General features: G+C 38.1%; 7 protein-coding genes. 2 read left to right on the top strand and 5 right to left on the bottom strand.

What is annotated here, in order from left to right:
- Window positions 1–550: 550 nt before the first annotated feature.
- The 5 genes from pknD to NEOC95_RS08325 all read right to left on the bottom strand — a co-directional run bounded on the left by pknD (window position 551) and on the right by NEOC95_RS08325 (window position 11,658).
- Window positions 551–3,628, bottom strand: a complete 3,078-nt coding sequence (gene pknD / locus NEOC95_RS08345) for a serine/threonine-protein kinase PknD (protein ID WP_166156279.1) — start codon at window positions 3,626–3,628, stop codon at window positions 551–553.
- Between the two features lie 416 nt (window positions 3,629–4,044).
- On the bottom strand, window positions 4,045–4,413 hold the full coding sequence (locus tag NEOC95_RS08340; protein WP_166156281.1) for a hypothetical protein: 369 nt from the start codon (window positions 4,411–4,413) through the stop codon (window positions 4,045–4,047).
- Window positions 4,414–4,603: 190 nt separating this feature from the next.
- Window positions 4,604–5,125, bottom strand: coding sequence for a DUF192 domain-containing protein (locus NEOC95_RS08335; RefSeq protein WP_242678205.1), 522 nt, complete (start codon window positions 5,123–5,125; stop codon window positions 4,604–4,606).
- A gap of 99 nt (window positions 5,126–5,224) precedes the next feature.
- Entirely contained in the window at window positions 5,225–10,921 is a 5,697-nt protein-coding gene (uvrA, locus tag NEOC95_RS08330) for an excinuclease ABC subunit UvrA (RefSeq protein ID WP_213152482.1), read from the bottom strand.
- 359 nt (window positions 10,922–11,280) lie between these two features.
- Window positions 11,281–11,658 carry a hypothetical protein gene (locus NEOC95_RS08325; RefSeq protein ID WP_166156288.1) on the bottom strand — a complete coding sequence of 126 codons (378 nt, stop codon included), beginning with the start codon at window positions 11,656–11,658 and terminating at the stop codon, window positions 11,281–11,283.
- A gap of 74 nt (window positions 11,659–11,732) precedes the next feature.
- Between NEOC95_RS08325 and NEOC95_RS08320 the strand changes: the two genes are divergently transcribed.
- Both NEOC95_RS08320 and NEOC95_RS08315 read left to right on the top strand, forming a co-directional pair.
- The gene (locus tag NEOC95_RS08320; RefSeq protein WP_166156290.1) at window positions 11,733–11,939 is read left to right on the top strand and encodes a hypothetical protein; all 207 of its coding nucleotides are present in this window, start codon (window positions 11,733–11,735) and stop codon (window positions 11,937–11,939) included.
- A gap of 258 nt (window positions 11,940–12,197) precedes the next feature.
- Window positions 12,198–13,472, top strand: coding sequence for an AAA family ATPase (locus NEOC95_RS08315; protein WP_213152481.1), 1,275 nt, complete (start codon window positions 12,198–12,200; stop codon window positions 13,470–13,472).
- The last annotated feature ends 73 nt before the right edge of the window (window positions 13,473–13,545 follow it).

Here is a 13,545-nt window from a genome sequence, read left to right as displayed (position 1 = left end):
GCTATCGCAAAAAAATTAGAAAACAATGAATTTTTTAATAATACGCTTTATAAAAACTTCGTCTGCATACCCAATCCTCCGAAAGATGTCCCTCTGCTTAACAAAAGGGATTTTATAAATTACGTGATTGCGTAAGGAATAGACTAAAAGCGTATAAATAGAATGTTACAAAAAAGGTAGAAAGATAGGTAGATAAGATAATGAAAAGCGCTTAAACAATTAAGCTCTCTAGAATTTTTATGCGCGCGTGATGTTATAATTATTTATAAGTATTGAATCCATGAACTATAAATTGATGATTGTCATTGTGGTAAGCTCGTTTAGCTTAATTTATCCCTATCTTCTTTTGAGAATGATTATACGCTTTCAAGCTACTTCTTATGTAATCCCATACTTTATAAAATGGCTCTCATTAAATAGAGAGGTAATTTTTAAAGGTTAGGTATCTAGTATCTAGACTTAATTTTTTTCAAAACGTATTATTAAAAAATTAGGATGTACCTCCAACTAGCCTAAAGTTTTTTAGCGACAGATGAAAAAGAGGCTAGCTTTAGATTTTAGCATAAACATATTGCTGGGCTTCAAGGCGAGAGTAATGAGCATGTTTTTCTTCGTCGCCAATACAATGGAAAAAAAAGGAAGCCTGTGAATAGAGCTGGCGCTTTTCCCAAGTGAAAGCTTTATTTAACCAGGCAGGACTTTCATCGATTTTAAAAGCTATCATATGGCTAAATAGAGTCCACGAACGAGGAAAAGGCACCTCTAATACTTCTGAAAAGTGTAGGTAAGCTCTCTCCTTGCCTTTAGTCATGTATAGCCATATGCCGTAGAATAGGTGGAGAGGATGCCATTCCTGATTGATAATTTCAAAAGGATATTGTTGCAGCAATTCACCCGCTTTTTCCCAATTTTTTTCAGCCAGATGAGCGAAAATCAGGGCACAATTAAGCCCAATTGAAGCTTCGGGAGCTAAGGTAAAGGAGTGCATTTTTTTTACGGCTTCGAAAATAAAAGGGTAGTTGTGCTTCTTAATGGCAAACCTGATAAGATGGGTTAAAGCTCGAAGCTCGTTTCTTTCAAGAGAACGCTTAGGTAATAGTTTAATTAGGTGATCCAAACATTTTTCGATAGGCTGTTGGTAAACTTTTATAGCGATTGTAAGAAGCTCTGTTTCATGTAAAAGCGCTTGAGAAGAAGGGGTTTTTTTATTTAGCTCGTTCAATTTAACTTTGGCAAGGGCATAGCTGCCAAGCTCGATAAGCGCATAAATAGCGTTAGTGCATAAGGTTAAGGGAATAGGCTCAAGCTTAATAAGATCATCGAGGATTTCACTTAAGGCATAAGGCTTTGCTGTCCAAAAGGCAAGATGGATAGCAAAGTCAAAATTTTTCAATTTCTCAGAATTGGCCATCTCTATTTCATTTAACATAAAATGTAAGGGCTCCCAATGCCTTTGCAGGCTATGAAATAGCTTTCTAACATTGTTTTGTGAGATGATAGAAGGAAGGTAGCGTAAAACAAATAATATAAATTGATAGGTAGCTTTACGATTATGCCTGGAACTTTCAAGCATGCGATAAAGGATTTGCTCTTCAAGCACAGGAAGAAGAGGATGTTGAGGGTAGCGACGATACGCTAGCTCAAAACATTTGATTTCTTCATCAGGATCATCTAATGCTTGATAAACGAGAGCTTTACCTAGATATTCTAGGGGGGCACCAGGAGTAGAATGCAGTTTCCAGAATTCCTCTAAAGAGTCTTCATAAAGTTGCTGTTTCTTTTCTGGGCTATGATTGTTGCGAGCTTGCTCAAGAAGGGTTATCCCAGCTCTAAACATAGCTTCTCTACCTTCAGCCGTTCCCGGAAAGGAGTAGCCGATACGTCGATATTCACTTAAAGCTGTAGTATAATCTTTATGAGCAAGAAAGGCATCAGGAACAGCCAGGCAATTCACCCGGATATTAAGGCTTCCTACTGAAATACTAAGAGGAGAAATTTCATAATCAGCGTCGCGCGATAGTAGTCCTAGGTGAGTGCCCGCTAAGGGTAAATGACTAATATATGAAAATTGATGAATGTTATTTAAATAAAAGTGAATATTTTGATCGATTTTTTCAATGCGTATATGGTACCACTCCTCTCCTTGTAAAAAAATATCCGGATGATGCATCACCTCTACTGCCGAGCGCAGCAGCTTTGTGGAACGATGAGATTGAGAACCTAACCATAAACAATAGCCATCATTTAGATGCGTGCGCTCAGCAATTTCTGGGATACTAAGAAGAAAGCCAATGCCGTGGCATTTTTTTCCTAATTTAACCTGGGCTTCAATTTTAGTATTTTCTGCGAAAGAATCCTTAGAAATCATCAAGCTGACCCAATCAGAAATTTCCGTCCCACGCGTAATGGCAGTATATTCAGCAATTAAAACATTTTCTTGGAATTCCCAGTCGTTTTTATTGCTTACTTGTAATTCTGTTATCTGAAACCATTCTGAGCGGCCTTCGAGGTAGGTTTCTAGATCGTGAATCACATCATCAACCGTTGAATAACGTTGGTCTAATGCTACAGCTAGGCACTTTAAAGCAATTCTAGAGAGGATGCGTGGTACATCACGATAAGGAGCTACTTCCATGGGATCATATAGCTTTTCTTGAGTCATATTTTTTCTAAAGTCTTTTAAAGAACCTCTTTTGAAAGGATGCCTTAAGGTTAGCATCTGGTATAGGATCACTCCCAGTGAGTAGATATCTGTCTGAAAAGTGGCTGGCTGACCTAAAGCCCTTTCGGGTGCCATATAAGCAATCGTTCCAACAACTTTTCCAAGACGCGTAATATGATAGAAAGAACCCTGCTTAAGATCTTTGGAAGGCTCTTGATAAATTTCCTCTTCTGCACTTTCTGCTCTTAAAAGATGAGCTAACCCCCAATCAAGGATCACGGTTTCGCCATATTTTCCTACAATGACATTTTCAAGTTTAAGGTCTCTATGTAAAATACCTTTGGAGTGAGCATAAGCCACTGCTTGGCAGAGGCTAAGGAAAATGCGCATCAATGAGGGTATCGAACTAGTTTGCCCTGATTTTAAACCTAACTTATCTTGTTTCCTAGCATTCTTTAGAACTTGTTTTAAGGTCTCTCCTTCCACAAAAGGCATGGTGTAGTAAGCCTGGTTTTTTTCTGCATAAATAGAATAAATAGGAATAATAGCAGGATGAGTCAGCTGGCTTGTAATGTGGGCTTCTTTTAAAAAGCGATGATGAACTTGAGGATGTTGAAGTAGATCTTCACGAATGCGTTTAAGGGCTAGGCGGCGTCCACAGGAGGTATCATAGGCTAAAAAAACTTCTCCCATCCCTCCTTTACCAATGCTTTCAAGAATTTTGTAATTACCGAGAGAAAATTGAACTTGCTTTTCTTCAGGCAGCTGGTTAGAAACAAAAGAAGTGGCTGCTTCTGCTACCATTGGAGCAGCTTCCTCGTGAGGCAGCTCTTTAGGAGGTAGAGATTTAGCTTGAGACTTTTTATGAAGAGGCGTTGAGCAGTAAGGGCAAAATTTTGGCCGCCCTTTCTCTGCATGATTTTCAAGAGAAAATTGATGATGGCAATATGAACAGTAAAATTCCACAATATTTTTTAAAGCCTTAAGTATAAGAAAATTTATCTTTTAAAATTTTTTAGAGTTGCTTAAAAGCCCCTTTGGCGAAAAGTAGGGTGCCTATGGGCTTTTATCAGCCCTAGTAATAGTCGCATAATTGATATAAGCTTCATCAGCTAACATAGTTGTTAAACAAAGCTTAAGTAAAGTGAAGTCTGTTGCTAAGCATTTTTGATGCTAGAACCTTTTGCTTCTAAATAGGCTTTTAGATAATTATCCGCTAGCTTCAAGGAACCAAAGCACCTATTCTATTTTTTTTATTAAGCTCTTGCGCGCCTGCTGCCACCTACACCTTATATTTCTTTGCTTCTAATTAATAATAAGTGCCTGTAGGTAATCTAGCCAGCATAGATATTATGCCTTAGATGATTGTAAAAGGACTTTCCTTACTCCTCCTTGTGCTCATTAGCATTTCTTGGGCGTTCATCTAAAATTTCATTTTCTACGCTTTCATCTGCATAAAAATATTCTCGGAATATTAGATAAGTGCCTCCGATAACAAATAAAATAGGAATAATGACAGACCAATTTATTTTGATAAAGGAGACTAAAAACAAGCCTAGTAGGATAATAGTTGAGACAATTGTATCGTAAACTCTTCCTGTTAAATATTGCCTTAATAGAACGGCTATCCAGAGGACTAGGAGAATACCTGGCCACCAATCATGAGTGTATAATAAGATGCCAAGTCCTACAAGAAAAGCTCCATTTGAGATTGCATCTGCTTTCTTTTTGGAAACGAGAGGTTTTGCCATGCTGTCCTTAGTTGTTATAGTAGAGCTGAATTTATTTCTCTTAATCTAAGGGGAGAAATATTTTCTATCAATAAAAAATTGAGGGATCACCTTTGCCAAAAAAATTTATATTTTTTAAGCTTTTTCCTTAAAACGTAGAGTCGCACCTTTCCTGGTTAAATAGTTGATTAACCATTTTCAATTGAAGCGCTTACTCACCTGTCGAAGGGGAGGAGAGCTTTACTATAGAGGCCTGGGAAGAATTTAAATGCCACACGACTTTATCTCCTACAGTGACTCCCTGTTTTTTGAACCATTCTTTATTCATCTCTAAAACATAGTAAGTTCCCTTAGGTAGCGCCTTACTTTTTTGCAAAAAGAATAAATATATTTTATCATCCGCAGGATATTTCCACATCTCGTTTAATTTATTTACAGGTCGATGAGGATCCATCTTTTCAGGATAAGATTTTAGCTCGGCTATCTCTAAGATGCTACCTTTCTTATCTAAAAATGCTGCTGAAAGATCTATTAAAGTATTGAACATCCAAAGATTTCCTTTAGGAAAGTAAAACAACATTCCTTGATTCTCTGGTAAATGGGAGCGTTGCATCAAGCCCCAGGCGCGCTCTTCCTCTGTAAAAGCTATTTCTACTTCGATAGGAATTGTTCCAGCATGTAAAGGTAAAACTGTATACATTAAAAGCAAAAATAAAAGATAAGCTGGATGCATATTCAAGCTAAATTTTTAAAATATTAGAAAGCTAATTTATAACCTTAAATTAATAGGAAAGTCTAAAGCCAAACGAGCAGAGATCTAAGGCATAATTTTTCAAAGTAAATTTTTTAAATATTTTCCAGTAATAGAGGTCGGGTTTTGAGCAATTTCTTCGGGAGTACCGGTAGCTACAATTTCTCCTCCTCTTTCTCCGGCTTCTGGTCCTAAATCAACGATAAAGTCTCCATTTTTAATGACCTCTATATTATGTTCTATGATGATCATCGTGTTGCCTTTATCTACTAACTTGTGTAAAACTATCAATAATTTTTTAATGTCATCGCTATGTAACCCTGTCGTAGGTTCATCTAATAGATAAAGAGTTTTACCTGTCGAGCGTTTGGTAAGCTCACGACTTAACTTAAGACGTTGCGCTTCTCCACCCGATAAACTTACGGTTTCTTGGCCTAATTTCAAATAGCCCAAACCTACCGCAATTAATGTATCTAAAACTTTAGCAATACGGGGATGATTTTCGAATACCTGGCGTGCTTCGTTAATGGTTAAGCTTAGATATTGGCCAAAATTTTTTCCTTTATAAGTAATTTCTAAGCTAACAGGATTTAAGCGTTGGCCCTGACACTCTTCACATACTACGCGTACAGGGGGTAAAAAATGCATTTCGATACGTTTATAGCCCATACCCCAACAATGGGTGCACATGCCGCGTCGATGATTATAGCTAAAGTGCTTGCCTTGTAATCCTTTGGCTTTGGCAGCAGGAAGGGAGGAAAAAAAATCACGTAAGCGCGCCAGTAAATCGACGTAAGTTCCTACATCTGAGCGCACTGTATGGCCTAAAGGATTTTGATCAATAGTAATCACTTTATCAAAATTTTCAATGCCTTCCACTTTTGCTATATCGGCAGCAATTTCATAAGAATTATAAAGGCCTTTTTGGACTGCTGGTTGAATAACTTGGTGCATTAACGTAGATTTACCTGAACCCGAAACCCCTGTTAAAATGGTAAGAGCCTGGATAGGAATATCTAATTGGATAGATTTTAAATTGTTGGCTTTAGCCTCCCTGATTTGTAGCATGCCATTTTTAAGAGAGCGTCTTTTTGTAAGCATGGGAATAGTGAGCTTGCCGGATAAGTACTTACCCGTCAGTGAGCGTGAATTTTTTATGATCTGTTTAAAAGTTCCTTGTGCCGTAATATGGCCGCCTAAGGCTCCTGCCTGAGGGCCAAAATCGAGAATATAATCAGCTTTTGCAATCGTTAAAGGATCATGTTCGACCATTAGTAAAGTATTACCAAGTTCCTTAAGCTGTTCGAGGGCTAGATTTAAGCGTTCATTGTCCCTTGGATGTAAGCCGATGGTAGGCTCATCTAAAACATACAATACTCCTGTTAGCCCGCTTCCTAATTGGCGCGCCAGGCGAATACGCTGTGCCTCGCCGCCACTTAAAGTAGGAGCCGGCCGATCTAAGGCTATATAGCCTAGACCTACTGCAGCTAGAAAGCGTAATCTATTGAGAAGTTGAAGGTGAACTTCTTCCAAAATTTTATTATCCTGTTGATTAATGACAAGTTTTTCAATGAAATTAAGAGAGTTATCCACAGGCAGACTACATAATTTGCTAATAGATAGGCCTTGAATAGTCACATGGCGGGCCAAAGCGTTGAGTCTATCTCCTTGGCATGAAATGCATTTATGCTCTTCCAAAAGAGGCGTAATAAGTTCGCGTAGTTGAGATTGTGCACTGCGCCCCGCCTTTGCTAATACATGGTTGATTCCTATCCAGCGAAATTTTAAACCGTTTGTAGCGGTGTACCACTTATCTTCCGGAGAGCCATTTAAAATCAGGTGGAGCTGTTTAGTAGGTAGCATATAAAGAGGAGCAAGCAGATCAATACCCTCTGCTTCCAAAAATGCTGCTACCCAAGCAAAGGCAGCAGCGTTATAAAGATCTTGCCATAGATAATACATCAGGCCGGCCACAGATTGCTCCATAATCTCTGGCTTTTGTATTAAATTAGCACCATATTGATATCCTAAACCTAAGCACTCCGGGCACATTCCCTCAGCATTGTTGAAAGCAAAGGTATGAGGAGTAATTTCTGGATAAGATTTTCCTGTGCTTTCTACGGCAAATGCTAAATTGAAAAAAACATCTTTTTGGTTTTCGCGAAGAATAACAATTTTGCCACCACTTATATGGGTAGCTGTCTCTACTGCTTCTGCTAAGCGGTTTTTAATCGTAGGATTGATCTTTAAGCGGTCGATAACCAATAATAACTCATTTTTGCGTTTACGATCGAAAGCTAAGCTAAGGCCTTCTTGGTCTAGATCAAAAAATTCACCATTTAGGCGCACGCGTAGGAAACCTTGCCGTTGAAGGCGAGAGATAACTTCTTCAAATCGTTCATTTTTTTTCCCTTCAATAGGAGCTAAAACTTGGATCTTTTCTCCTAAAGGATAGTTCATCACACGATCTACTACATGATCTTTGCTGATCGCTTTAATCACCTCACCTGTTTCGGGGCAGTGAGGCGTTCCCATGCGGGCATAAAGGATACGCAGATAGTCATACAACTCGGTCATAGTACCAATTGTGCTGCGAGGATTACCTGCGTGTGCTTTTTGCTCAATAGCAATAGCGGGTGAAAGTCCTCCTACATAACCTACCTTAGGCTTAGGCATTTGCTTAACAAATTGGCGTGCGTAAGGTGAAAGGGAATCGATATAGCGTCTTTGTCCTTCGGCATAGATAGTGTCAAAGGCTAAAGAGGTTTTTCCTGACCCCGAAGGGCCGGTACATATAGTGATTTTTTCACGCGGAATACTCAATGAAATGCTTTTAAGATTATTTTGCTCCGCATCCGTTACAGTAATTTCTTTGATAAAATGTTTTTGACGTTCTTTATAGTGGATAAGATTATGCTTAGAGGCTTGCACAGCTTGGGTGAGACGTTCGGCTATATCATGATGCAAGATCTCTTGGAGAGCACGGCCTGTAGGGCTCTCTAAACGAGCGATTTGCTCAGGTGTGCCTACAGCAAAGATTTTTCCTCCTTGAATTCCTCCTTCAGGGCCTATGTCAATAATCCAATCTGCCGTTTTGACAATATCCATATTATGCTCAATGACTAAGACAGTATGACCACGGTCTACAAGTTCTTGCAGCACTGTCAATAAATGCTTAATATCATGAAAATGAAGGCCGGTTGTAGGCTCATCAAAAATATAGAAAGTGTGTCCTGCGGTAGGCCTGGCAAGCTCTTTAGCTAATTTGATACGTTGCGCTTCTCCACCTGATAAAGTCGTGGATGACTGGCCTAGCTTAATATATTCCATTCCCACTTTTTGCAGTGTTTGTAGTTTATGGTAGATGGAAGGAATATTAGCAAAAAATTCTAATGCTTCGATGACCTCCATCTCTAGCACATCATAAATACTTTTACCCTTGTAAAGAACTGAAAGGGTTTCTTGATCAAAACGCCTTTTTTTACAAAGCGGGCAATCTATCCAAGCATCTTCCATGAAATCCATATCAATTTTCACCATGCCCATGCCCCCACATTGAGGGCAAGAGCCTTCTTTGACATTAAAGCTAAATCTTCCCGGCTTATATCCACGTGCTTGGCTTTCAGGTAATTGGGTGAATAAATCGCGAATATCATCGAAAAGTTTGATATAAGTAGCGGGGTTGGAACGAGGGTTGCGCCCAATAGGCGATTGATCAATAGCAATTACTTTGTCAATTTTATCTATTCCTACGATTTCTTTATGGCGGCCTACAGGATATTCGCTTTCATGGAGTGCATTCGATAGGGCAGGATAGAGAATATCGGTGATAAGTGAAGATTTTCCAGAGCCGGAGACGCCCGTTACAGCAATGAAAATTCCTAAAGGTATTTTAGCATCTACATTTTTTAAATTGTGATGAGTAGCTCCTTTTATCAAGAGATGGTCTTTTTTTATCTTTCGACGCTTTTTAGGAATGGTAATGGCTAATCTTCCCGATAGGTAGCGTCCTGTAAGAGATTTTTCGCTTTCTAGCAAGCCTTTAACATCACCTTTGTAGACGATTTCACCTCCTCGTGTACCTGGCCCAGGCCCAAAGTCTACAATATGATCAGCTTCCCAAATGGTTTCCTCGTCATGCTCTACCACGATGACGGTATTACCCATATCGCGGAGACGTTTAAGCGTAGCTATCAACTTTTTATTATCACGGGGATGCAAGCCAATTGAAGGCTCATCTAAAACGTAAGTAATACCTACTAATCCGCAGCCAATTTGAGAGGCTAGACGTACGCGTTGAGCCTCTCCTCCCGAAAGCGTAGGCGCTGTTCTGTCCAAATTTAAATAATGTAAACCCACTTCAATCAAAAATTGTAAACGCTCACGAATCTCCTTGATTAACTCAGCAGCTATTAGCTCATCCTGAGCAGACAGGGGAAGATTGCTAAAAAATTCGTAGCACTCAGCAATAGTCATAGCTGCTAATTGGCTAATACGCTTGCCATTGAGTAGGGTCGCAGCAGGATAGGGTTTTAAGCGTTCACCATTGCAAGCAGGACACCTTTGCGTATGCATAAGCTTGAGCATTTTGCTGCGATAGGAATCGCTTTTAGCTTCAGCAAAGCGGGTATGCGCTTCATGCAAGACGCCTTTCCATTGAACATTATCTACCCACTTTGCCCCAGTAATAGGATGAACAAAATGCATTCTGGTCCACTTCTTTTCCACCCCGTAAAGAAAAACTTTCTTAGCTTTTTCAGACAGCTTTTTCCAAGGAGTATGGACGCTAAAGCTATGCATATTCGCTAGATTGTTATAGATGTTACCATAACGTACTGTTTGGTAAGAGCTTGCAATGCTACAACAATCTTGAGCGATACTAAGGTTTGGATCCATAATTTGTTCTAAGTCAAATTCATTGACAATACCTAATCCATTGCAGCTTGAGCAAGCTCCTGAGGGGCTGTTAAAAGAAAAATCGTGCGGCTCTAAGGAGGAATAAGAGAGCCCTGATTTAGGGGAATAAGCATGCGTAGAAAAAAGCTTTTCCTCGTCTGTTTGTACATCCAATATACTGCAGACTCCATTTCCTAAATCTAAGGCTGCAGTAATAGCCTCAGCAATGCGCGAATTGTTTTCAATGTTTATGACAAGACGGTCAATGACTACGTCGATATCATGAGAAACGCTACCATCTAAACCCCATTCATGCTGTAAAGTAACAATTTTTCCATCCACCCGTGCTTTTGTAAACCCTTTGCGCATGAGGTCTTGAAAATCTTCTTTAAACTCAGCTTTTTTAGCTTTAGCATAAGGGGCTAGGACAATGAGCTTAGTATTGGAAGGAAGGCTTTGGATAGATTTGATAATTCTTTCCCTGCTCTGAGGGGCTACAGGTTCTCCACTGACTGGGCAATGGGGGACACCCACGCGAGCATACAATACTCTTAGATAATCGTATATTTCTGTCATCGTTCCCACTGTTGAACGTGGGTTACGGCCTGCGGTTTTCTGCTCTATAGAGATAGTAGGAGAAATTCCCGAGGCATGCTCAAGGTCAGGTTTGGCCATTTCGCCTAATTGGCGTCTTGCAAAGGTAGAAAGGGATTCTACATAGCGTCTTTGCCCTTCCATATAGATGGTATCAAAGGCAAGAGAAGATTTTCCTGATCCAGAAACTCCGCTAAAAACTATTAATTCATTGGTATTAAGCTGTAAATCCACGGCTTTAAGATTATGAACTTTGACTTTTTTTAAAATGATGTGCTTATGATCCATGCTTACTACCCCAAATTAACTAAAAATACTATACATTGAATAGGGATTTTGGGGTAGATTCGTTTAGATTTATCCAGTAGGACAGCCTTTCGGCAAGCAATCCTTATCTTAAGTTTTTTTAGCTAAAGCTTAGCGGCCGTTAGGCCGTAGACTGTAGTTATCTTCATGTAGGTACGGGTTTTAGTTTGAACCTGTGCATTAATAATCTCCATGTAAACACTCTTATTTTTAGCTAAAAAGTAGCTTTAGCCAGAAGTACAAGTAAAACTTTTGCTTGTGCCTAACATATTTTTGGGTGATTTATTTAATAAGATAAGATTGTTATAAGAGAATTTTTAAAAAAATATTTAAGTCGTGTTTTACACTAAAAAAATTGTTGTATGGGATAAGCTTGCTCCTTTCTTTATTAATTTTTTCTGCAATTTTTTTAATAAATATAAATTTAAAGGGCTTTTCCAGCTCATCTGTGCTAAAGCTAAATTATAAGATAAATAAGATTGAATCTCTATCGTATCATCAATAATCAATACACCTCCTATATCTTGTTCTAGATGGTGCACTTGCTTTTTAACATACTGCCATAGTTCTTTCAATCCTCTTAGATTGTGGTTAAGAAAACGGGTGATTTTCTCGTGGCTAATCTGGCCATCTAAAAGATTAGATAGCCCAGTGGCTGTTGCTTGTTGGTTTTGGCTGATAAGATAATCTGTATAAATCTCATGAAGATCAAGTTTCATTTTTTTCTCCTCTTTTCAAAAAAAAATATACCCTCAGAATAATTTTTTCAACTCATCAGCGCGTAAGGTGAGGTATGATGCTAGCTTTGCTGATCGATCAAGTGCAACAGCGCTGCTGCAGTATGTTTTTAGCTGCCCTCAAAAAAGCTGGTTCAAGAAGTAGCTTATGGATGCTAATATGGGCTTTTTTTGTCTCTTACTTTATCGATACCTGGGAAGATCTTTACCACTCAATTGCCTATGGATTTAAAGGAGCAAGGCTTACTCCGAATACTTCTTAACAAAAAAGCTTGAAAGTGCCTTTTGAACCCTTGCGTGTAGAAATTCTTAACTTTAAACTAAATATTAACTTCGGCAAAGAAAGCTTAAAACTTAAGGTATCCTTTTGCTTTTAGATAAGTAAACCTTAAGATTAGCTGTAAATAAAGTTAAAATTTTTATTTGCGGGAATTGCTGAAATTTTTATGATAATATTTAAAAAAGATTCTTTAAATAATGTTCCCAATTGAGAAAAACCATACTATTGCCAGGAGAAAAAAATGATTAATGATTTTGATAGCATGATCTCTTCTTCATTAATAGCGTATATTAATGAACTGATGCCTGAAGTAGCCACCTTAAAAAAAATATCTAATGAAAAATTATATGAGGAGCTAGCTTTCAAAGCTCTTATGGATTATTTAGGAGACCCTCAACAGCAGAACAGCCCTACGCAATTTCAATTAGCGCCTCATCAATTAGGCGAAAATCCTCCAGGGGAAGCTTTAAAATATTTTAGGAAAGTAACGTGCTTAGAAATAAACTCAACGACCCAACATATTAGAGATAATTTTATAAAGCTTTATCCAAGCGTGGCTCGCACTCTCATAAACGAAAAAATAGTGCAGAGTGTACAAAAAGAAAAGTTAAAGCCAGACCCTTATGCGCAAATCTTACAGAAATTAAAGCAAAGTGTAGTAGGTCAAGACCAGGCGGCTACTCTACTAGCTACTGCATTAAAAAAACAAAAAGAAGGAAATCATGTATTCATATTTGTTGGACCAACGGGGGTAGGAAAAACAGCTCTTGCAAAGGCAGCAGCTGAGTATAAAAGAAAATATATTTTTTTTCCTATGAATCAGTATCAAAGTGAATATACTGTTTCTAATTTTTTTGGATCAGGCGCAGGTATTTTAGGCTCGGATGATAAGCCTTTTTTTGCAAAAGAATTAGATAAATGCAAGCCGACACTTTTAAGCAGTGATGAATCTACCGAGCAATATGAAGTGGAAAACATACTAATATTGTTAGATGAATTTGAAAAGGCTCATTCTAAAGTTAAACAATCCCTCCTTACGATCTTTGATGTAGGCATGTATAAGGGGCAGTATACTAAACGCATTAATGATAGGGAGAACAAAAATGTAAGCATTATTTACTCTCTTAAGAACTGCATCATTATTAACACTTCTAATTTATATCAAGATTGCATTCTGCGCGCTTTCCAACAAAAAATGAACATTGAAAAAATTTGTGAATTATTTAGAAAGCAAAATCAGCTTTATCCTGAAGGAAATAGCTATTCCCCCGAGCTATTAAGTAGAATGGATGTCATTCCTTTTGGCCCTATTCCATCAGGAAATTGCTATCATCAAATACTTAAAAATAATTTAAATTTTTATTTTGAAGAATTGAAAAAAGAATTTTCATTTAAGGAGATTATTGTTGAAAATGAAGCCAAAGTTTTATTAGCGCTAGAAAAAAAATTTTATGGAAATGGCACTAATATTAGAAAGCTTGCTCAACATTTTGCAAAATTTACTGTTTTTATGTAAGCGGTCACGGGGGTTATCAATTACTTTGTGATAAATAAAATAATTTCTAGAGTTTATATTTACTTAATCATAT

This window comes from Neochlamydia sp. AcF95 (assembly GCF_018342455.1).
In the GTDB taxonomy this organism is placed as follows: Bacteria; Chlamydiota; Chlamydiia; order Chlamydiales; family Parachlamydiaceae; genus Neochlamydia.
The sequence above is the reverse complement of the archived record's forward strand: the minus strand, read 5'-3'. Positions and strand labels throughout refer to the sequence as shown.